This is a genomic window from Flavobacterium plantiphilum (assembly GCF_046000495.1).
GTDB lineage: Bacteria > Bacteroidota > Bacteroidia > Flavobacteriales > Flavobacteriaceae > Flavobacterium > Flavobacterium plantiphilum.
Genome location: NZ_JBELQA010000005.1, coordinates 227,977 through 251,357, shown reverse-complemented (window position 1 = coordinate 251,357; position 23,381 = coordinate 227,977). Strand labels below are relative to the sequence as shown.

The 23,381-nt window shown below is 33.0% G+C and carries 18 protein-coding genes and 1 pseudogene; 12 read left to right on the top strand and 7 right to left on the bottom strand.

Translation table 11 applies throughout. The annotated features are described in order from the left end of the window. Nucleotides 1–108 precede the first annotated feature (108 nt). From ABS764_RS10440 to ABS764_RS10415, 6 genes are all read left to right on the top strand, one after another. Nucleotides 109–1,914 carry a glycoside hydrolase family 13 protein gene (locus ABS764_RS10440; protein ID WP_408081738.1) on the top strand — a complete coding sequence of 602 codons (1,806 nt, stop codon included), beginning with the start codon at nucleotides 109–111 and terminating at the stop codon, nucleotides 1,912–1,914. Between the two features lie 41 nt (nucleotides 1,915–1,955). Further along, nucleotides 1,956–2,633, top strand: a complete 678-nt coding sequence (locus tag ABS764_RS10435; protein ID WP_408081737.1) for a glycerophosphodiester phosphodiesterase — start codon at nucleotides 1,956–1,958, stop codon at nucleotides 2,631–2,633. After that, complete coding sequence (locus tag ABS764_RS10430) at nucleotides 2,630–3,850, top strand: BaiN/RdsA family NAD(P)/FAD-dependent oxidoreductase (RefSeq protein ID WP_408081736.1); 1,221 nt, start codon at nucleotides 2,630–2,632, stop codon at nucleotides 3,848–3,850. Before ABS764_RS10435 ends, ABS764_RS10430 begins: the two co-directional genes overlap by 4 nt. A 157-nt stretch (nucleotides 3,851–4,007) precedes the next feature. Next, nucleotides 4,008–4,658: a hypothetical protein gene (locus ABS764_RS10425; protein ID WP_408081735.1), complete on the top strand. Its 651-nt coding sequence runs from the start codon at nucleotides 4,008–4,010 to the stop codon at nucleotides 4,656–4,658. A 21-nt stretch (nucleotides 4,659–4,679) separates the two neighbouring features. After that, complete coding sequence (locus ABS764_RS10420; RefSeq protein ID WP_408081734.1) at nucleotides 4,680–5,147, top strand: DUF1905 domain-containing protein; 468 nt, start codon at nucleotides 4,680–4,682, stop codon at nucleotides 5,145–5,147. A 101-nt stretch (nucleotides 5,148–5,248) separates the two neighbouring features. Further along, nucleotides 5,249–5,989 carry a hypothetical protein gene (locus tag ABS764_RS10415; RefSeq protein ID WP_408081733.1) on the top strand — a complete coding sequence of 247 codons (741 nt, stop codon included), beginning with the start codon at nucleotides 5,249–5,251 and terminating at the stop codon, nucleotides 5,987–5,989. A 42-nt stretch (nucleotides 5,990–6,031) separates the two neighbouring features. Here ABS764_RS10415 and ABS764_RS10410 read toward each other — a convergent pair whose 3' ends face one another. Further along, complete coding sequence (locus tag ABS764_RS10410) at nucleotides 6,032–6,508, bottom strand: TspO/MBR family protein (protein WP_408081732.1); 477 nt, start codon at nucleotides 6,506–6,508, stop codon at nucleotides 6,032–6,034. Between the two features lie 105 nt (nucleotides 6,509–6,613). On the opposite strand from ABS764_RS10410, the gene ABS764_RS10405 reads away from it, so the two are divergent. The 6 genes and pseudogenes from ABS764_RS10405 (at nucleotide 6,614) to ABS764_RS10380 (ending at nucleotide 12,874) form a co-directional block, all read left to right on the top strand. Further along, nucleotides 6,614–7,708, top strand: coding sequence for a diphosphomevalonate/mevalonate 3,5-bisphosphate decarboxylase family protein (locus ABS764_RS10405; RefSeq protein WP_408081731.1), 1,095 nt, complete (start codon nucleotides 6,614–6,616; stop codon nucleotides 7,706–7,708). After that, nucleotides 7,708–8,069: pseudogene (locus tag ABS764_RS10400) on the top strand (four helix bundle protein). Before ABS764_RS10405 ends, ABS764_RS10400 begins: the two are co-directional and overlap by 1 nt. Before the next feature lie 33 nt (nucleotides 8,070–8,102). Continuing rightward, nucleotides 8,103–9,041 (top strand): mevalonate kinase family protein, encoded by a 939-nt coding sequence (locus ABS764_RS10395; protein ID WP_408081730.1) that lies wholly within the window; start codon nucleotides 8,103–8,105, stop codon nucleotides 9,039–9,041. 219 nt (nucleotides 9,042–9,260) lie between these two features. Continuing rightward, entirely contained in the window at nucleotides 9,261–10,694 is a 1,434-nt protein-coding gene (locus ABS764_RS10390) for a sensor histidine kinase (RefSeq protein WP_408081729.1), read from the top strand. A gap of 145 nt (nucleotides 10,695–10,839) precedes the next feature. Continuing rightward, complete coding sequence (locus ABS764_RS10385) at nucleotides 10,840–11,796, top strand: geranylgeranylglycerol-phosphate geranylgeranyltransferase (RefSeq protein WP_408081728.1); 957 nt, start codon at nucleotides 10,840–10,842, stop codon at nucleotides 11,794–11,796. Nucleotides 11,797–11,965: 169 nt separating this feature from the next. After that, the gene (locus ABS764_RS10380; protein ID WP_408081727.1) at nucleotides 11,966–12,874 is read left to right on the top strand and encodes a pseudouridine synthase; all 909 of its coding nucleotides are present in this window, start codon (nucleotides 11,966–11,968) and stop codon (nucleotides 12,872–12,874) included. 195 nt (nucleotides 12,875–13,069) lie between these two features. On the opposite strand, the gene ABS764_RS10375 is transcribed toward ABS764_RS10380, so the two are convergent. The 6 genes from ABS764_RS10375 to ABS764_RS10350 all read right to left on the bottom strand — a co-directional run bounded on the left by ABS764_RS10375 (nucleotide 13,070) and on the right by ABS764_RS10350 (nucleotide 23,378). Further along, entirely contained in the window at nucleotides 13,070–13,459 is a 390-nt protein-coding gene (locus ABS764_RS10375; RefSeq protein ID WP_408081726.1) for a hypothetical protein, read from the bottom strand. A 171-nt stretch (nucleotides 13,460–13,630) separates the two neighbouring features. After that, entirely contained in the window at nucleotides 13,631–15,397 is a 1,767-nt protein-coding gene (locus tag ABS764_RS10370; RefSeq protein ID WP_408081724.1) for a RagB/SusD family nutrient uptake outer membrane protein, read from the bottom strand. A 30-nt stretch (nucleotides 15,398–15,427) separates the two neighbouring features. Then, nucleotides 15,428–18,616 (bottom strand): SusC/RagA family TonB-linked outer membrane protein, encoded by a 3,189-nt coding sequence (locus tag ABS764_RS10365; RefSeq protein WP_408081722.1) that lies wholly within the window; start codon nucleotides 18,614–18,616, stop codon nucleotides 15,428–15,430. Nucleotides 18,617–18,638: 22 nt separating this feature from the next. Continuing rightward, nucleotides 18,639–20,111 carry a fasciclin domain-containing protein gene (locus ABS764_RS10360; protein ID WP_408081721.1) on the bottom strand — a complete coding sequence of 491 codons (1,473 nt, stop codon included), beginning with the start codon at nucleotides 20,109–20,111 and terminating at the stop codon, nucleotides 18,639–18,641. Between the two features lie 43 nt (nucleotides 20,112–20,154). Next, entirely contained in the window at nucleotides 20,155–21,867 is a 1,713-nt protein-coding gene (locus ABS764_RS10355) for a fasciclin domain-containing protein (RefSeq protein WP_408081719.1), read from the bottom strand. Between the two features lie 14 nt (nucleotides 21,868–21,881). Further along, entirely contained in the window at nucleotides 21,882–23,378 is a 1,497-nt protein-coding gene (locus tag ABS764_RS10350; protein ID WP_408081718.1) for a RagB/SusD family nutrient uptake outer membrane protein, read from the bottom strand. Between the last annotated feature and the right edge of the window lie 3 nt (nucleotides 23,379–23,381).

Genomic DNA, 23,381 nt, shown 5'->3' with positions numbered 1-23,381 from the left:
TTAGTACATTCGTTTAAAATCAGTTGTTCGTCAGCTTCTATTTCATGAATAGCCAATTAATTTCAAAATCTAAGCTTTGTTTATGCTACTGCTCTAATTTTCTATTTTATGAATACTGAATTACATCCATTAATACAAAGAATAGAGCCTCCTTTTTGGTTTTCAGGAATGCACAATCCCGAAATTCAGATTCTTTTTTACGGAAATAATATTGCACAATGCCAAATTACAATTCCTAACAACAGTGCTATTACCAATGTAAAACGAACCGAAAATCCTAACTTTATTTTTGTAACCATCAATACTCAAAAGATAGCTGCAAACGAAATTGATTTTATATTTAAACAAAAAGACAAAACCACTTTTATTCAAAAATATGAGTTAAGAGCAAGAAGAAAAAACGCATCTCTTCGCAAAAGTTTTGATTCCTCGGATACTATTTATCTTTTAATGCCTGACCGTTTTGCTAACGGAAACAAAAACAATGACAACGACAAGTTTACCATTGAAAAATACAACCGGGATTTACCCGGAGGAAGACATGGTGGCGATATCGAAGGAATCATTCAACATCTGGATTACATTCACTCATTAGGTATTACGACCATCTGGAGTACCCCTCTTTGTGAAGACAACGATCCTGAATATTCTTATCACGGCTACGGACAATCGGATGTTTATAAAATTGACCCGCGTTTCGGAACGAATGAAGACTACATTCGTTTAGCAAATGAAATTCATCAACGGGATATGAAATTAGTCATGGATTATGTCACCAACCACTGGGGACTACAACACTGGATGGTGCAAGATTTACCTACCGCTGACTGGATTCATCAATTTGAAAATTATACTCAAACCAACCATAAAAGAAGTACCATAAGCGACCCTAACGCATCTGAAATTGACCGCAATACCTGTATCAACGGGTGGTTTGTCCCTTCGATGCCGGATTTAAATATCGTAAATCCGCTGGTTTTTAATTATTTAATTCAAAATGCGATTTGGTGGATTGAATATGCCAATTTAGACGGGCTCCGAATCGATACTTATAACTATTCAGAACCTGAATATATTGCAAAATGGACCAAAGCCATTACAAATGAATACCCTGAATTTAATCTTGTGGGCGAAATAACCATGCGTAATCAGGGACTTTTGTCCTATTGGCAAAAAGACAGCCCGATAGGAAAGATTCAGAATTTCAATTCTAATTTACCCAGTGTGATGGATTTTGCACTTTTAGATGCTTTCCAGATTATTTTTGACGAAGACGATGGCAGCTGGGACAGAGGAATTACCAGAGTATATGATATTATTGCCCGGGATTTTTTGTTTCCAAATGCGAATAATCTGTTGATTTTTGCCGAAAATCATGACAGCAAACGCTTCAATCAGATTTATAATAATGATATTCGAAAATACAAAATGGCAATGTGTATGCTCGCTACTTTACGCGGAATTCCACAATTATATTACGGCTCCGAAATTGGTATGTCCGGAGATCAAAATTTAGGTGATGCCGATATTAGAAGAGATTTTCCCGGTGGCTGGGATAGTGACGAAAACAATGCCTTCAATCCCGAAACTCGCTCCGAATGCCAGAATGCTTATTTTGATTTTACTTCCAAATTATTTCATTGGCGAAAGACCAATGACGCTGTTCATTTTGGAAAAACAACGCATTATATCCCGGAACACAACGTATATGTTTATTTTAGATACAATCTGTTAAAAAGTGTAATGGTAATCATCAACAACAATCCGGAGAATCAGGAAATCAGCACACTGCGATTTAAAGAAAATATTGGAGAATATAAAACTGCAAAAGACGTTTTAACAGATGAAATATACCAGTTGGAAAACACTATTTTTATCGAAGGCAAATCGGCTTTAATTTTAGAATTAGAATGATACTCAGACTGCATTAACTATCTTTGCAAAAATTACCATTTATGCTTAAAATAGGTCATCGGGGAGCCAAAGGATACGAACCTGAAAATACTTTAAAAAGTTTTCAGAAAGCAATCGATTTACATGTTGACCGCATTGAACTCGATGTTCATTTAAGTTCAGATAATGAAATAATAGTCATTCATGATGAAACAGTGGACCGCGTTACTGATCATACAGGCTTTGTAAAAAATTTTTCATTACCTCAATTAAAACGTTTTTTAATTGATAAAAAATACCACATCCCTACTTTATCCCAGGTTTTAAATCTTATTAATCAAAGGTGTGAGGTCAATATTGAAATAAAAAGCTATGATGCCACTGAAAAAGTAGTGGATTTAATTGAAAAATATGTTGAGGAAAAGAAATGGAATTACAATCAGTTTATCATCTCCAGTTTTGACTGGACTGCCTTACAACAGGTTTCTTTTTTAAACTCTAATATCAGGATTGGTGTTTTAACCGAAAATGATCTGGATTTGGCTTTCGCTTTCGCAAAAACCATCCAGGCAAGATCAGTACATCCTTATTTTCATTTATTAACTGCCGAAAAAACTGTCGAAATGCAAAATGCAGGATTTGAAGTCTATCCGTGGACTGTTAATGAAATTGAAGATATAAAAGAGATGAAATCATTTAACGTAAACGGAATCATTTCCGACTTTCCAGACCGAATATGAACCAGAATTTTGACATTATAATTGTTGGCGGTGGCGCAGCAGGTTTTTTTACAGCGATTAATATTGTAGAGAAAAAACCAACATTAAAAGTAGCTATTTTAGAACGTGCTGCCGAAGTATTGCAAAAAGTACGCATTTCCGGCGGTGGTCGTTGTAATGTAACTCACGCCTGTTTTGAACCTAACGAATTAGTTAAATTTTATCCGCGCGGTGAAAAAGAATTAAGAGGTCCTTTTCATCAATTTTGTTCCGGAGATACCATCGAATGGTTTGAAAAACATGGTGTGGAACTTAAAATCGAAGAAGACGGAAGAATGTTTCCTGTTTCTAATTCGTCGCAAACCATCATTGACTGTTTCCTGAATGCCACTAAAAAACTGGGGATTTCAGTATTGACAGTACAGCGGGTGCAATCTATTTTTAATCCTGAAATTTCGGGAGAAAATCTCTGGAAGATAGAAACACAAAACGAAAGCTATCTGACAGAAAAATTAATCATGGCTACAGGAAGTAATCCAAAAATCTGGGATTTACTACAAACTTATGGTCATGCAATTATAAATCCTGTTCCTTCATTATTTACCTTCAATATTAAAGACTCAAGAATCAAAGAATTACCCGGAGTTTCAGCACAGGTTTCTGTAAAAGTAAAAGATACAAAATTGACTTCAACGGGTCCATTGTTGATTACTCATTGGGGAATGAGCGGTCCGGCAATATTGAAATTATCAGCTTGGGGAGCACGAATTTTACATGATAAAAACTATCAGTTTAGCATTTTTGTCAATTGGCTGAATGATGTTGACACAAAAGAAGCTGAACAGTTATTAAAAGACCTGAAACAGAATCAGGCTAAAAAATTAGTGGCTAAAAAATCGCCTTTCGAACTAACTAACAGGCTTTGGGAAAGTTTAGTGCTTGCTTCCGGGATTTCCATAGAAACCAAATGGGCGGATTTGTCTAAAGTTCAGATTCAAAACCTGGCCGGACAACTCACGAATGCCAGTTTTCAGGTCAATGGAAAAAGTACTTTTAAAGATGAATTTGTTACTGCAGGCGGAATTGATTTAAAAGAAATCAATTTTAAAACTATGGAAAGTAAATTACACAGAAATCTCTATTTTGCTGGTGAAATCGTCAATATTGACGCGATCACAGGAGGATTTAATTTCCAGAACGCCTGGACCAGCGGATTTATTCTGGCCAATGCGATTTAACAAAAATTTACGCTGAATATCCGAAATACTTTCAATAAAAAAAGTAATTTTACTTACAAATTAATTTACCATGAAAGTAAAGTTACTTCTGATTCTGTTCGCCTTTATTAGTCAAGTCACGTATTCCCAAGTCCACAAGCTCCTTAGAGGAAAAGTGATGTCTGATAATTTCTTACTTCAAAATGTTGATGTAATCAATAAAAACACACAAACGGGCACGAGAACTAATGAAAAAGGAGAGTTTATACTATCAGCAAGTGTAAATGACAGTATTCTTTTTTATGTAAAAGACTATACTTTAAAAGGAATAAAACTAGGTGTCCAGGATTTAGAAACCAATAATATCATTGTCAGAATTGAGAAAACTCCCGAAGAACTTAAAGAAGTTATTATTCATCGGGTAGATATTGATTGGGGATTAGATAAAAAATGGGAACAACAAAAAAGTGAAGAAGCAGGAGTCCGCAAAAGAGCAAATGCTTTAAAAACTCCTGGCGTAAATGATGGCTCTATTGAAAACGGGATGGATTTTGTAAAAATCGGACAAAAACTGGCTCGCTTATTTAAAGGAAAAGAAGAAAAAGAAATTCCTGAAAAAGAATTTAAAGAACTGGCCGCAAACAGTTTTGATGAAAAATTCTATACTGAAACTTTACAATTAAAAAAGGAAGAAATAGATGCTTTTCTTACTTTCTGCAATTTTGATCCTGAATCTAAAAAGACTTTATCTGAAAATTCAAATGATCTTGTACTAATGGATTTTCTCTATAAAAAAAGTATCGAATTCAGAAAAATACACGCTGAATAAGTTAGATTATTATTTTAAACAATGGAAAAGCCTTTAGTTAATAAGGAATACTTACTTGAAAAATTCCCTGGAAAAGGTGGCTGGACGTATGCTGTTATACCTGAAATAGCACAAGACAAAAGAGCTCCTTTTGGCTGGGTAAGCGTTTGCGGAAGTATTGATAATTATGAATTAAAGAATTACAAATTAATGCCCATGGGAAATGGGAAACTGTTTCTTCCGTTAAAAGCTGCTGTTAGAAAAAAGATTAAAAAAGAAGCCGGAGATTATGTTAAAGTCATTTTGCACAAAGATAATTCAGCTATTGAAATCCCGGATGAATTAGCACTTTGTTTAAAAGACGAGCCGGGAGCTTATGAAATTTTCACCAACTTAACCCAAGGAACACAAAAAGCCTATATTGACTGGATTTATGCAGCAAAAAAGGATCAAACAAAAGTAGACCGGATAGCCAACACAATTACACAAATCATCAAAGGAGAAAATTAAAATTTTATTTATAAGAATAAATTAACAAGACTTTACATATTTAGTAAGTTTTCATTAAGAAGAATCTAATAGTTTTACTTTCAAGCTATTAGACCAAATCTATGAAAATAAAATTACTCAGCACTTTAGTTCTTTTGTCTTTTCAAATTAGTTTCTCACAAACAATAAAAGGAAAAATTGTATTTAATAATTACGCAATTTCAAAAGTAGATATTATCAATGCAAGCACAAAAGACATTAGTATTTCTGATGCTAATGGCTACTTTTCAATTGATGCAAAAATGAATGACACCTTGGTTTTTATAGCCAAAAACTATGATATTAAAAAAATCATTGTCAATCCTTTAATTACAAATGACAAGAATTTAATCATTGAATTAACATTAAAAGCGGAAGAATTAAAAGAAGTAGTCATCACTAAAATACCTTCTATAAAGTTAAATTCGGGTTCAAAGTATGCAGTAGATAAGCTAGATGAATACGGTTTAGAAAAATCAGCATACACACCAAAAGTTATTGGTGTTAATATGGGAACCATTGAAAACGGAATAGATTTCATACGTATTGGCGGAATGATTGCAGGATTATTTAAAAAAGAAAAAGAAACCGTAAAAAAAGAGAAACCCATAATTCCTTTTAAAGACTTAGCAAGAACAAGTTGTGATCAAAACTATTTCTTTGAAACCTTGAAATTAAAACCTGATGAAATCGAATTATTTCTTGAATTTTGCGATGTTGATTCTAACTCAAAAAACATCGCAACATCAAATAATATTCTGGTAACGATGGATTTTTTATTCAAAAAGAATTTGGAATTCAAAAAGTTACACACTCCAGAATAAATTATTGCTACTTACTGAATTTGATTTTTGAAATTGTACATTTTATCGATTCAACCACCAGATACTTATATTCAAAACTGCAGCAAAACTTACCCACGCCAAATAAGGAATAAATAAATAGCCTGCAATTTTATTGATTTTAGAAAATTGCAAATAGGTTTCATAAATAAACAGCCAAAGCACGATTATTTCTAAACCGGCCAACATAGGGTTGTGTAAACCAAAAAACAAATAGGACCAAAGTGCATTTAAAGCTAGTTGAATTGCAAAAAGAATCAGGGCTTTTTTAACCAGTTCTTTTTCAAAATCGATTCGGTTCCAAACCAGTCCCGCTGCCACTCCCATCATAATGTACAACATACTCCACACCGGTGCAAAAACCCAATTAGGCGGGTTAAAAACTGGTTTTTCTAAAGTTGGATACCAATCTGTAATGGCAGAACGGGTCACCATCCCGGAAAAATAACCTATAGCCAGACAAGTAACGACAACAATGAGTATTTTAGTAATCTTATTCATTTCTTTCTTTTTTTCAAAAATAATCAAAAACTTTATACTGATTGAACAAATAAAGAAATGTATGAATAAATCAAAAAAAGTATCTTTGCGAAAATTTTATCATTCATGTTTACAGCAAAGGATTTTATTCCAACTTCATATTCTCAAACTTTAGAAAGCGGTCAGTTTCAATGGAGCGCTCCCAGCAACATTGCCTTAGTGAAATACTGGGGAAAAAAAGCAGATCAAATTCCGGCTAATCCATCAGTGAGTTTTACTTTAAACAACTGCAAAACGATTACCAAATTGGCATTCGAGAAAAAAAACAACACTGATAAGTTCTCTTTCGATTTGTTGTTTGAAGGAAAACCCAAAGAAGATTTCAAACCCAAAATTCAGAAATTCTTCGAAAGAATCGAAATCTATTTGCCTTTTTTGAAAGATTATCATTTTACAATTGACACTCGAAATACATTTCCGCATAGTTCAGGAATTGCTTCTTCAGCATCCGGAATGGCAGCTTTAGCAATGAACATGATGAGTCTCGAAAGAGCTTTAAATCCGGAAATGACCGAAGATTATTTTTATCAAAAAGCTTCACTTTTAGCACGACTGGGTTCAGGAAGTGCCTGTCGAAGTGTAAAAGGCGAAGTGGTAGTTTGGGGAAACCAGGCTAATATTGAAGGGAGTTCGGATTTATTTGGAGTTGAGTTCCCGTATGCTATTCATGAAAATTTCAAAAATTACCAAGATACTATTTTGCTTGTTGACAAAGGTGAAAAGCAGGTTTCCAGTACTGTAGGACACGACTTGATGCACAATCATCCTTTTGCCGAAAGGCGATTTGAACAGGCCCATGAAAACCTGAATAAACTAATTGGAATTTTTGAAAATGGAAATCTGGAAGAGTTCATTAAAATAGTAGAAAGCGAAGCACTGACTCTGCATGCTATGATGATGACTTCTATGCCTTATTTTATCCTGATGAAACCAAATACACTGGAAATTATTAACAAAATTTGGAAATTCAGAGCCGAATCTCTAATTCCTGTTTGTTTTACACTGGATGCCGGTGCCAATGTGCATGTTTTATACCCAAACACACACAAAGAGACTGTATTGCAATTTATTAAGGACGAATTAGTTGTCTTTTGTCAAAATGGACAGTACCTTTGTGACGAAATTGGAAATGGAAGTCAATTGATAATTAATAATGGATAATTAATAATTCTAGGGAAAAGAAAAACGTAATTAAAGAAAAGTCTTTTTCTTTTGCAATAGAAATTGTTATACTTTATAAGCTTTTATTCGATAAAAAAGAATTTATTTTATCAAAACAAATGCTACGTGCCGGGACTTCTATAGGAGCTAATATTAGAGAAGCGGAATATGCACAAAGTAAAGCTGATTTATTCACAAATTATCCATATCTTTAAAAGAAGCAAATGAAACAGAATATTGGTTAGATTTATTATATGAAACCAATTATTTAACCGAAACAGAATTTCAAAATATTAAATATAAAATTGTCGAAATATTAAAATTACTCATCAGTATAATTAATACTTCTAAAAATAAATAATTATCAATTACTAATTGTCAATTATCAACTCGTATGAAAGGACCTCTATTTTACTCAAAAATATTACTCTTTGGAGAATATGGAATTATTCGTGATTCTAAAGGATTGTCCATTCCTTATAATTTCTATAACGGAGCCTTAAAAAAAGAAGATAATCCTTCAGCAGAAGCCATTGCTTCTAATGCCAGTTTAAAACGTTTTGCTGATTATTTAGAAAAACTAGAAAATGAGCAGGCAAACTTAGTTTCTTTTGATTTAAAGTCTTTAAAAAACGATATTGATACCGGAATGTATTTTGACTCCAGTATTCCGCAAGGTTACGGCGTAGGAAGCAGTGGGGCACTGGTAGCGGCAATTTATGATAAATATGCTCAAAACAAAATTACAGTTCTTGAAAATCTTACCCGTGACAAATTATTACAACTAAAAAATATTTTTTCCCAAATGGAGAGTTTTTTCCACGGGAAAAGTTCCGGATTAGACCCTCTAAACAGCTATTTGAGTATTCCTATTTTAATTAATTCAAAAGACAATATTGAAGCAACCGGAATTCCTACTCAAAGTTTTGACGGCAAAGCTGCTGTTTTTTTATTAGACTCCGGAATTATTGGAGAAACAGCTCCTATGATTAATATTTTCATGGAAAACCTTAAAGACAAAGGTTTCCGTACCATGTTGAAAAATCAATTTGTAAAATACACAGATGCCTGTGTAGAGAATTTCCTTGGCGGTGACATGAAATCCTTATTTACCAATACTAAAAAATTGTCCAGAGTAGTTTTAAGTCATTTTAAGCCAATGATTCCGGAACAATTTCATGAAATCTGGCAAAAAGGAATTGAGACAAATGATTATTATTTAAAACTATGCGGCTCCGGTGGCGGCGGTTATATTTTGGGTTTTACAGAAGATTTAGAACGGGCAAAAGCTTCTTTGAAAGACTATAAACTTGAAGTCGTTTATCAATTTTAATTCCTGTTTAATAGTTCACATTTATAAAAAGTAACCAGAATAATTGTTTATTCTGGTTTTTTTATGCAAAAAAAGCAATTACTTTTTAATAAAGCACTGAAAACAAAACTATAAATCATTTTTATTCTACTAGAAAATTAAACAAAATCTTACTTTTATAACGTAAAAATACTGTATCTTTAGTTTATGTTTTTTTTATTAATAATTTAAAAAAACAATATGCTTAAAACTACTTTTTTTAAAAAAATTAAGCTCCGTAATTCTCTTACTCCTCTGCTCATAGTAGCTATATCATGTACTTTGTTAATTGTCACCAATTTTTTTACCATAAAAATATTATCATCATCGAGAGCTTATATAAATGGAGAATCTCTTTATTCGAAAGGACAAAAAGATGCTACACGTCATTTACTCACCTACCTTTTTACTAAGGAGAATAGTGAATGGCAATTATTCAATAAGGAATTAGCTGTCCCAAAAGGAGACAAAATGGCCCGGATAGGACTCCTTAACGATATTCCAATTGAAAATATCGAACAAAGTCTTAGGGCGGGAAGAAATAGCCCGGAGGATTTTGATGATCTAATATGGCTTTTTAAAAACTTTAGAAAGGTTTCTTTTTTTGCAAAAGCCATAAAAGAATGGGAAGAAGCAGATAAACTAGTCGAAGAATTAGAACAAATTGGCAATACTGTCAACCAAAAAATTATCAGCAGTAATTTAAGTAATCAGGACAAGGAAGTCATCTTAATAAAAATAAAGGGAATTAGTTCCAAACTCACTTTAAAAGAACGTCTTTTTTCGGAAACATTAAGTTCCGGAAGTCGTATTATTAAAAATATCTTATTGCTAATTAACTTTTTTCTTATCTTAATTATAATAGGAAGTGCCAGTATTTATTATATGTTAATGATTAATAAACTAAGACGTTCTAAACAGGAAATTGAAGAAATTAATAAAAACTTAACCATTGCCAACAAAGAGTTAGATAAATTTGTGTACAGTGCATCACACGATTTAAGATCTCCTATTTTATCTTTAAAAGGATTAATAGAAATCATGAATGCTGAAAATGACATGACTCAAATAAGATACTATTTAGAACTCATGCAAGAAAGCCTTGACAAACAGGATCAGTTTATAAAAGACATTATTGATTACTCCAGAAATAAAAAAACAACAATGACGTTCACTAAAGTGAATCTGAGTCAGATTATTGAAGAAGCAATTGTTCAAAATCAATACCGTCAGGAATTCAAACGCATACATATTAGCAAAGAATTAAATATTGACAGCATTATTAGTGATGAATTAAAACTAAAAATCATCATCAACAACATCTTGACAAATGCTATCAAATATTCAGATATACAAAAAGAATCTCCATTTATAGCCATAAAAACCTATCAGGATAAAGATAATATCTATATTTCAATTGAGGATAATGGAATTGGGGTAAAACAAGAATATCAAAACAAAATATTTGATATGTTTTTTGTTACTACCAACGATAATAAGGGGTCGGGTTTAGGTTTGTATTTAGTAAAAGATACTATTGAAAATTTAAACGGAACCATTGAAATAACCTCTGAAATTAATTTAGGCACCCGGTTTACTGTAAAAATACCAAAAAAGCCCGAAGCTGTTGCCTGATCCTTCTAAACTAAAAAATAAAATACTAAACCACTTCTTTTTTAGTTCTTTTTAAATAAATCAAGCTCGTTTTAAAAACAAACCATTAAATTTGATAAAAAATAATCACGGTTTTAGAACGAATACTATTAAGAGAAGTAAAAACATGTTAAGTAGAAAAAACAAACTTTTAGCGTTAAAAATTATTAGTTTGTTCTCTGTTGTCAGGGGCTATAACATTCCAATTATCATTTTAGCACAATACCTGTCAGCCATATTTATCCTTGCCCCGGAAATTCGGGCTTTAGATATCCTTCTGGATTTTAATTTATTTTTAATTGTATTTGCTTCTTCTGTTACTATCGCCTCAGGTTATATTATCAATAATTTTTACGACAGCCGGAAAGATTTAATCAATCGTCCCAACAAGTCCATGTTAGACCGGCTGATAAGTCAAAGCACAAAATTAAAGGTTTATTTTGCTTTAAACTTTATTGTAGCTTTAATAGCGTTATTTATTTCATGGCGTGCTTTTTTATTCTTTTCTGTTTATATTTTCCTCATTTGGTTTTACTCTCATAAAATAAAAAAACAGCCCTGGATAGGCAATCTTATGGCAGCACTTTTAGCAGTTCTTCCTTTCTTTGCTATCTTGTTATATTATTACACCCGATTACCTCTATATGAAATAGAAACCTATAAAAGACAGTTTGCTGTAATTTCTGCACATGCCGCTTTTTTGTTTCTGTTATTACTTATTCGGGAAATGATTAAGGACTTAGAAAATATAAAAGGCGATTTAACTGACAATTACAAAACCATTCCTATTATTTACGGAGAACGATTTTCTAAAAAAGTGATTAGTTTCTTGAGTCTTCTTACGCTCTTCCCTATTTATCTTTTAATCGAAATCTATGATGTAGGTTATATGGATATTTATTTTTATTTCTGTCTGATTACCCTAATCTTTTTCATAAAATATTTATGGAAATCTAATTCAAAAGCTCATTTTTTACTACTTCATAATGTACTTAAATTTCTTATCGTGGCCGGAGTATTTTGTATAATGCTCATCAACCCAAGTATTTTATGGCACGGAAAAAAATTGTTTATGTCTATTTAATCTATTAATATAAATTTAAAAAAACTTCAACATTTATTTTAAAGCACATTTAGTTAAGCAGTTATCGCTTTTCTGATCATCGAAAATCGTTTCTCAACGATATAAGTAGTATCTTTGCGCGAATTCGTGCTAAATAGTCCGAACAGACGAAGTAAATTATTTGATTATTATGAACAACAAGGAAGGCAACAATAAAAGAGGTGGTTCCAGACCTAATAGCTCCAGACCAAGCTCTAACAAGCCAAAACCTGCGATGCCTAAAAGAGCACAAGGGCCTAAAAAAGTAAAACCAACTGCGAAAGCTGCTGAAGAAGCAACTAAAAAAATAGAGAAAAAGCCAAATCAGGCTCCTAAAAGAGCGAAGGCAAAAGATGAAATTCGTTTAAATAAATACATTTCTAACTCGGGAGTTTGCTCTCGCAGAGATGCTGATATCTATATTCAATCAGGAAATGTAAAAGTAAACGGGGTTCCTGTAACTGAAATGGGGTATCTGGTAAAACCGGGAGACGAAGTAAATTTTGACGGTGTAAAACTCACTCCAGAGAAAAAAGTATATATTCTTTTAAACAAACCTAAAAACTTCACTACAGCTCTTGACGAGGGTCAGGAATTCAGAAACGTATTAGAACTGGTTAAAGGTTCTACTACTGCAAAAATTGCTGCTGTAGGAAGAATGGATAAAAATACCACTGGTCTTTTATTGTTTACCAATGATACGGATATGATTAGAAAATTTTCACTGCCTAATCAAAAATCATCTAAAATCTACCAGGTTTCGTTAGACAAAAACTTAAAATTTGAAGATCTGGAAAAAATAAGCAAAGGATTAGTGCTGGACGGACACCGCGTATATGTTGAAGAAGTAAGCTATATTGAAGGAGAAGCTAAAAGTGAAATTGGACTGAAACTAAAAACTTCTAATGTCAAAGTAGTCCGTAATATATTTGAACATTTCGATTATGATGTTTTAAGAATCGATCGTGTTGCTTTTGCCGGTCTAACTAAAAAGAATTTACCAAGAGGAAACTGGAGATTACTTACAGAACAGGAAATTATCAATTTGAAGAATACATAAGTTAAAATAATAAGAGAAAACCGCCTTGAATCTAAGATTTTAGGCGGTTTTTTTCATTATAATTTAGTATCTTTTTTTTATTTAGAATACAGACTATTATCTACAATCATTGTTCTTAAACTGTATCAAATTATAAATAAAAAATCCTGAATTGCTTCAGGATTAAATATTGACTTATTAGGGAAAGTGATTAATTTACCACACTTTAGGATTTACTTCTATATACATATCATTTGCGCCCAATGCCCATGTACAAGAATAAGATGCGTAAACATGATCGAAACTAGCCTCATAAGTTGGCTCATTTTCGATTGAATAGGTAGGTAATCCATATTCACCAGCAAATAAACTTAAAGGAGTATCACCTGATGCGTAAATTGTGATTATATCCCAAGGGTCACTTGTGTGAGTAAGATATTGTGCAATATCCAATTCACCACTATTTGAAGCATTATTAAGTACTTCCGTTCCATTTACAAAAACATTTATACTAAATTCTCCTGTAGAATAATATATTTTTTGCGCTGAAATTTCATTAATAAAAAGACATAATAATAACACGAATAAAACACTTAATTTTTTCATAATTTTTTACATTTTGGTTAAATATTATTTAATAGACATGTCGAAGCTTTTGCAACTCACTCAACTATAATACTTTATTTTAAATTAACCCTATTTTTCTTGTTTTATAAAACAAGAAAAAGAGTTTGCAACATATGTTGCAAACTCTTTCACTACTATTTCTTTATTTAATTACCAGTTAAATGGTAGATACCAGTTATTAGGATTCATTAATTTTGCTCTGACATTAGCAGCTTCTGCATTTCCTTCGCTGTTTAATTTATCGAAAATTTTATCAGCTAAGAAAGCAGGATCGTTTCTACGTCTGGCAATACGTACTAAGTCTTCCCAACGGTTTCCTTCGTATGCTAATTCTAAGGCAGCTTCATCAATGATATTATTTTCAGTAGTAATCATATCATCCCCAACTGCACCAACTGGCTCTAATCTGGCACGACCTCTTACGCCTGTATTTCTATGCCACGGTGCTCTGTAATTAGGGGCATCTCCCATTCTTGCATCAAAATTATATGGAAACGGCTGATTTGTTTGTTGGATATTAGTTACATCAGTAGGTTGAGGCGACACATTATATGCACTTTTAATTCCTTCATTTAAAAGCGCGTAAGCAATTTTTTGCTGATTATCTCTATTTGCAGCTTCAGCATAACGCAAATGTAATTTAGCTGCACGGTACAAAAACCAATCTCCGTTTCTTTTAAACTGATCATTTGCAGCTTCATATTTATAAATATACTTCATGATTACTGGATCTCCCGACACCATTTTATAAGTAAACTTTGAACCACGAGCATCATAAGGATAACCAAATACAACATTACCATTAGGGTCATAGAAAATCTGATTATTTGAATCCCATAAATTCATTGCTCTTTGTGATGGTTTTGCTAAATAATCCCCTCCAGTTTTAGAGAAGAAAGCAATAAATGGATTAGCAGGTGCGAAATTACTATCAAATGGTAATGACCAAATCCATTCCGAATTCCATAATACGTCTCTGTCTCTCCCAAAGATTGAGCGCCAACCTTTTGTATTACTATCAACTAATGTAGTGGCATCTGTCTCAAAATTTCTTAAATAACCCACAGATAAATCCTCATTCGTAATAACCTCAGCCCATTTAATACGATAATTATCTACGGTTTGTACACCACCAGCAGGAGTTTCTTCCATTACATTCTTATAATGTGCCGCTGCTAATTGATAATTCCCTTTCCAAAGTTGTAAATCTCCCAATAAACACTCTTTATTGATAAAAAACTTTCTGGTATCATAGCCGTCCACAGAAACTAACAAACTGCTTTCTACATCATAAATCTTTTTATAGGTTAGACTTTCTGTAAAAGTGACTAACTTATCTACAAGCTGATCTAAAGGAATCCTTGGGTATTTATTGATGTTTTTAACATCCTCTAAGGTTTCAATTGGTTCAGTAACATAAGGTACACTTCCAAACTGGATTCCTAACTGCAGGTAAATCCAGGAACGAATGCAAGCAATATCAGCATAACGCTGATCATATTGTGACTGTGTAAACTTCTTATCGGCTAACATGATATCGAAATTCTTCAAAGCATCATTACAATTCTGAATTACTTCATAAAACTGTTTAGGGCTAATATAAGGATTGTCAGCCGATACATTATGATTAGATAATTGTTCTAAATAAGGATTTGAATTTCTTGTGGTAGTCATCAAATCAGCACGCATCTCATTAAGAATCACGTGTTTTTCAGCAAGATTCATAAACTTACCATAAATTCCAACTACAGCTGCATCAGCATCATAGACATCACGATATAATTGATCCCCAACAAGCTTATCTTCAGGTTGTACATCCAGATAGTCCTGACAGGAACCAAGGCTAAATAATAGTGTCATAGCCGATAGAACCGATACGATACTTTTTGTTGTTTTTGTTTTTATTGTTGTTATCATCTGTATGTTCTTTTCTATAAGAGTAAATAATTAAAGTCCTAAACGTAGTCCCAGTTGAACTGATGTGAACTGAGGAGCTAAACCAATATCAGTTCCCTGACCAAATATCGATGAAGTAGCACTAAACTCAGGATCATAGCCAAGATATTTAGTAAAAGTTACCAAATTATTAGCAGTTGCATAAAGTTTGATGTACTTAACATAATTTGCATCATTTACTTTAAAATCATAGCCTAACACCAAAGTTTTTAACCTTAGATAAGAACCATCTTCAATCCATCTACTGGAAAATTCTGAATTCCCCAGTGGATCTCCCCAGGTTGCTTTTGGCATATCCGTTTGCTGACCTTCAGCTCTCCAGCGGTTGGCTACAGCAGCACTTTGGTTTTCATAACCGCTCATTTTTTCTAAATTGTAACGTAATCCATTGTAAATATCATTTCCTATAGAGAAATTGAATAAGGCCTGAAGACTAAAACGTTTATACGTAAAATTAGTTGAAAAACTACCCAATACATCCGGATTAGGATTTCCAATTACCATACGGTCATTGTTATCAATAACATTATCTCCATTAGTATCTACAAAACGTACATCACCGGCAGTAAAAGGAAGCAACTCACCATTTGTTAAACGTCTGTTTAATCCCGCTGCATTAGCTTCGGCAGTAGTACTGTAAACTCCTGCAGTTTTTAAACCATAAAATAAATTAGCATCCTTACCTACTGATGTTAAATAAGTAGCTCCTGCAAATTGAGTAAGAATATCGCCGTTTGGCAGTGATTGTATTTCATTTTTATAACGGCTTACATTTACTGCTAAATCAAATGTAAAATCAGTTGACTTAATAATACGGGCTTTCAATGATAAATCAGCTCCCAAAGTACGCATCGCACCGTTATTAGATACTGCATAATCAAAACCACTTATATCACTAACTGTTTCATAAACAATCATATTATCGGTTTTATTTGAAAATACATCTATAGAAGCATTCAGTCTTTCGTTAAATAAACCTAAATCAGCTCCGGCATTGAATTTCTTAACTGTTTCCCATTGTAAATTAGGATTACCAATATTACCTCTTACTAAACCTTGCATTCCTAATAAATTTTGAGAAACATAGTATTTCTGAGCTGTAAAGTTTCCTATATCATCATTTCCGCTATGACCATAAGTAGCTCTCAATTTTAAGTAATCGATAGCTTTTGCTCCTTTCATAAAGCCTTCTGAAGAAACTAACCAGGCTCCAGTAATAGAAGACATCAAAGCATATTTATCTTTTCCGTTCATCTTATCGCCAAATCTACTCGAACCATCAACAGCATAACTCGTTGTTAAAAAATATTTATTGCGATAATTGTAATCAGCATTAGCATACACATTCAACCAATTCCATTCTCCTAATACACCACCTACCTGACGTAATAAATTAGATCCTGCTCCTACAGAAGTAAAATCATCTGTAGAAGAATTGTAACCTAAACCTAAATCACTTTCGGATTTATTATTTTGGGTTCTAAGTCCAAAATGAACTTCCAGATTGTGGTCATTATTAAAATTTTTAAAATAATTTGCATAAGTATCTGTGTAAAGGCTATTATAGCTCTGAATTTCACTTCCTGAACGATTGCTTCCAATAGCTGTAGGAAGAATAACATCCGCTACACCCTGATCCGGAATAAAGAAGCTTTCTCTTTCTTTATTAAGGGTTAAACCTATAATTGTATTAATATCCCATGCATTATTTAAAACATATTTAAATTTAAAATTTCCAAAGAAACGGTAGTTATTATTTCTGCCAAAACCATTCGTTAAAATTGCATTTGGATTACTGACACCAAAATCATCCACATCTGCTAAATTAGGAGATACTTCCCCTGAATCAGAAATATCATTAACTCTTAAAAATGGAGATTTAGTGAGTGCGAGATATAAAGGACTTGTTTTATATGCAAAACCCTGATCCCATTGTTCCTGAGTACTATTTACAAAAGATAAATTAGCATCAACAAATAATCTGTCTGTTAATTTTAAAGCAGCATTTAAACGGGTACTGTATCTTTTAGTATTTGTTTGATCAATTATACCTTTACTATCCAAATAACCTACAGACAAACCAAACTTAGCGATTTCGTCACCTCCACGAACTTTCAGAAAATAATTCTGACTCACACTTGGTTTAAAAACCTGATCTTGCCAGTTCGTATTATTATGATATTTATAATATCCTGGTGAACCTACTTGGTCATTCATATATGGCAAATTAAAAATCTCAGGGGCTGTTAATCCACGTGTTGTTTCTAATTGTGATAAATGAGTACGGTAACCATTTGCTCCTAATAAAGGTAAATCATCCGGAGTCTGGTTAGCACTTCCATACATTGTAAAATCAATTTTAGTAGATAATTCTGTTGCACGGGTAGTAGTTATTTTAATTACTCCATTAGCTCCTTTAGTACCATAAAGTGATGAACCGTCTTTAATAACCGTTACATCCTCTATATCTTTAACATCAATATTAGTCAATGGAGACGAAATATTATTTTGTAAAATTCCTGACCCATAATCTTCGTCATCATAAATCATTCCGTCAACGATGATTAACGGTTTGTTAGTTGCATATAATGATGTAAATCCTCGCAAAGACAAATAGCTTCCTGCAGCCGGAGTTCCTGAACTTCTAACAGCATTTAAACCGGCTACTTTTCCCTGAAGAAACCCTCCAACAGATTCATTAATAGGGCTAGACCATTGGTCATTTTTGAAGTTGACAACACTTGCTGCAGTGGTGTTATTGTACTGCATTTTTTCACTAGCAGCCAGATTTGCCATTTCATAAGTGGGCGCATAATTAGCCTCGCTTAAATAGATTTCAAAACCTGATTTTTGCTTTCTTAAAGCATATACCTTTGTTTGAAAATTTTCACCACTTACTTTCAGAATTGCCTCTAGATTAGGGACTCTAATTTCAAAACTACCATCATCATTAGTAATAACGGCCGAAAATCCATCGACTGTTACATTGATTCCTGATAAAGTGGCTTTGTTTTTAGCATTTTTCACAACACCTTTTACTAAAATGCCTTGTATTTTTTTATTTGGAGTTGTCGTTGCAGTAGCTGTAGAATCCTGAGCTTCCTGAGCATACAATGGTGTATAGAATTCAGCAGCAAAAAACACGCTAACAAGACAGCTTAGTTTTATAATTTTTAGCATAACTAATTTTTTATAGAATATTTTATTTAAGAACAGGAACAAATTTCAAATAATCAAGAGTAAGACCACTTGTTGCAGTTGTAGGTCCTCCAATCAGAGAAATCAGATCGATATTACCAGCAGTATCTTTCGTGAATTCCCCTACAAGAACTTCCTCATAATTATTAAATGAAATAGTCGTAAGAGGCACTGCTGTAGTATAATTAGCAACATCAAATGTAGTACCTGTTTCGACTATACTTCCTCCTATTCCTAATAGTTGTTGAAAAAGAGTAGATGTTGTTCTGTCATTAACTGCTCTCCAATACACTTTATAAGTTGTACTATACATATCTTTTGCATTATACAAAAGAGTAAACTTAGATCTGGAAGGTGCTTGAACCATAATATCATTAAATAAAACATCTAGAGGATCTCTTCTATCCCGATAAAGAATAGGGCTTCTGGATCCTATATATCCTATATTTTTCTCTCCTTCAATTCTAGTCGTTAATAAACGTTTGCCTAATTCAACATCAACTCTTTTCATAATATAAACAATACCATTACTCAAATTAATTTGTTGAACAATTTGTGTTTTATCTACAGGAACTACGACTCCAAATCTTGAAGTTAATGTTGCAGGCAATTGATTTAATTCGTATTTCCCATGAAAAGCCATATCTCTTACGGTAAAATACTTAGAATAGATGGCTGTAGAATCTATAGCGGGATTGTTTGAAGTTTTAATTAAATAAGGTTTCATTTTATTTACTTCGGCAGTATAACCCGCATCTTCCATTAAAAACAACGTATATAAATTGTCTTCGTTATTCAAATTGTAAACATTTTTTAAATAAGAATTAGTCAAAGAATCGGCAAGATATCCTGCTCCATTAGTTTCTGAAACGGCTTTACCTATACTATCTGACTGGTAAATATTAAACTCTTTTAAACTACGTAAATAAGTAGTCATTTCAGTAGTTGCTGCTGCTGAATTTACATACTGCCAAATATTTAATTTTGGGGTTAATGCTTTATCAATAATATGAAAAACACCATTAGCGGCATAATGATCTGCACTAACAATAGTAGCATCATCAATCATTGTACTCCCTTTAAAAATCAGATTTTTATTGGTAAACATCTTAATTCGCTCTTCCTGATTTGTCCTTACTGAGGAATAAGTAGTTAAGGTAATATGATTAGCAACAAATTGTCTGAGAGCTTCAGGGTTGTTCAATATTTCACTCCCTACTGCTGCCAGAGCTGTATTATTAGGTACAAAAACAGTATACGTCTTGGATGCAGCTAAAACTTCTGCATAACCGGTCTGATCTAATAATTTTGCAAATTCAGAAGTTTCGGAAGTATTGGTAATAGCTTCGTCAAGTGTAACTCCCAGATTAGCATCGCCATTATCTACACGATCATCCCAAGGGTTGGAACAAGAGATTATTGCCAGTGTTAACACACTAGCAAATAATCTTCTATATTTATTTTTTAATAGAATCATTTCTAATTGATTAAGTTATTTTGAAATTATTAGGAATTAATTATTAATACTGTAAAGTACTTTTTCCTGCTACAAATTTTGGTAATAATTGGTTCATTTCTACAGGACGGAATTCTGCTATATCAAACCATGACTGATTCGTAAAACTTCCTTGACTTTGTAAAGTCAAGGTATGTCTGCCTGTTGTAGGCACATCTACTACACCCACTAATCTGCAATTTACCCTGCTGGACCATGGAGTAGCGTAACGCTTATAACCTTGAGATTCCAATACGGTTTCTGGTGTATTTGCTGTATCTGTATTACCACCCTCTGATAAGTTTACTTGTCTAGGGAGTTCTATTCCGTTAAAAAACACTTTTACATTACCTACTTTAGTACCATTAGCTCTGTAAGAAATCCAGATCTTATATCGTCCCTTAATAATTACCGGAGTTTTAAAAGCAACATTTTGAGCATTAGCATCTCTAAAACGGTAAATTTCACAAACATCAGCTCCCCAACAGCCTCCAACACCACTTGTTATACTACTACCATCTGCTTGTTTATTATAGGCTAAATAAGCACTTCCATCGCTTGCCTTTCCATCCCAGGTCACATCAATACCTGCATTATCAACTGTAAGTTTTTCATAAGCAGCAGCTGGTTTTTTCCAAAAAGCAGTTAATCTTCTAAATTCTGTAATATCTGTAAATTCAAAATACACCGGAGCTGGTAAACGTTTCTTGATTGCAATATTACCCCCCACAAAATGTAATACTCCATTAGATGCTGTTACATCACTTATAGTTCTGTCTATAGCGACTCCTTTTTCTAATACCCCATTAAAAACATCTTCATTTAATAAGATTGTATCTTTACTTAATTTGGCACTAATCACCTCTAATGGAGCCTTAGTAACTAAAGAAGGTGTTATTGCAATATCAGCTAGATACTGAAGTCTTGGTAAAATACGATAACTCACAAACAAATTTAAACTGTCTTTTAAATCTAAAGGATTATTTAAATGGCTATATCTATTTTTTAATTGCTCTAAAGTAGTAAATCCTGCTTCGGCAAATACTTCGTTAGTCTGAGCTAAAACAGTCAGGTAACTATCAATATCAGTTGTATTAGTTAATGGTTTATTTAACACATCGTACCAGCCTGTAGTCTTTAACACTTCGGTAAATAAGGTAAGATTCGGATCCGCTTCTATAGTTTGAGCCAAAGTTTTATCTGCTACACGCAAAACTTTATCTATAATATGCATCACTCCGTTGCCTAATTCTATGTTAGAAGCAACAATACTGGCTTCTTTATTAACAGTTACACTGGAAACTCCATTTTTATTAGCAGCCCCGGTTACTAAATATTGACCATATAAACTAGGTGTTCCTATTTTCCCATCCGTAAAAGAGGTGGTGTTAATTCTCTGATCCAGAATATGCAGTTTAGCTATGTTTTGTAAATCTGCTAATGGAACCTGGCTCAATGAAGTAGCACCTATACTATTTAAATACTCCTGTACAGCATCATTTGTGGGAATAAAAACAGTATATGTACCATAAGTATTCATAAAGGAAGCATAATTAGTTAAATCCAGAAGTTCTAAAAACATTGAATAATCCGGATTGGCTCTGAGATATTCAGTAATATTCATAGTCTCATCTGTAGTTTCTTTTATTTTTTGTTCTGAACAATTTTGAAACACTAAAGCTATCAAAAAAACTAAAGTAAGTCTCAACAGGCTAGGCAATCTTAATACTCTTTTCATGACTTAAAATTTTTTTATTTGTAAAATGGATTTTGTACCAGAGCTTTGTTAGTAAAAAGTTCGTACGTGTTTATAGGTAAATAATGACTGTTTTGATCTCTTAATTTTGCAAGTACAGATTGTTGTTGCTCAGGAAGAGCCCCTGCAATACCGGCATTTATTAAGATATCTAATCTGGCATAATTATTTCTTCTGGCATTACGAAGGATATCAAACCATCGTTTTCCTTCGTAAGCGAATTCACGGGAACGCTCAGCCAACAAATAATTAATTATTTCAATTTTATTTTCTGAACCCGGCTCCTGAGAGGTTAATTCGATAGCATCGCGTTTTTCACGTAGATCCTCAATAATATCAATTGCTTCCTGACCTCTGTTCAACTCTGTAAGGGCTTCAGCTTTCATTAACAGCACATCAGCAAATCGATATACAAACCAATGAGTATCCGCATTCTGCAACTCTTTACGTTCATTAAAATTCAAACCTACAAATTTGTAAATTTGAGAAGTTCCAGGAACTAAGGAAGCACGCTCTCCTCGAATATCTCTATTATTAGCATCGGCGAGATCAATACCAAAAACATCTTCCAGAACCGTAGCCCCGCCTAAGAACTCTGGTCTTAAATAAAAGATATTATAAAAAGGACCTAAATTAGATGGCGTATATTGAAATTCAAAAATACTTTCTTTCGAATTACCCTGAGCATATACCGTATTAAACCAAGAACTGGAAGCTTCTATTAACCCAAATCGTGGAGAAGCAATTACCTTATCTGCAGCAATAACTGCTTTTTCATAATTATCTGTCCATAAATAAACGTCAGCCTGCATTGCATTAATAGCATAGGTAGTTATACGTCCTCTGTTAGAAGGTTCATTACCATAATCTTCCACTCCATACTGTTCTGCCAACTCTAAATCTTTAATTACCTGAGCAAAAATTTCGCTTTGAGGAGTAGTTGGTAACTGGAAATTTTCTGCATCACTTAAAGTAGCATTTAGTTTTAAAGGCACATCTCTAAAAGTTCGGGCTAATGTAAAATACAAATACGCTCTGATAGCCAATGCTTCTGATAGAAAATTATTCAGCTGTGTTTCTGTTAAAGTAGGATCTTCTGCTCTAACTGCTGGTGCTAATTCAATTACAGTGTTACAATAATTAATAGTTCTGTAAAAAGCAGACCAATTTGTTAATTCATTTGAGGCAATAATATTAGAGTTCATAATGTCTCTCTGATCATTAGTAACGTTAGGCCCAGGAGCAATCATATCCCCTCTTAATTCACCGTACATGAATAAATACTGAGAGATTGGCAAGTCACTTACTCTGGGAGGCGAATTCAATAAAGAAGAGTAAATACCTATAACTGCTGCCTGAATATCTTCCTTAGTGTTCCAGAATTCATCACGTACAATTCCATCTTGTGGACGTAAATCTAAATAGTCATCGCACGAACTAGCCGAAACAAAGAGTATAAAGATTGCTAATATTGTTTTTATTTTAGTTTGCATAAA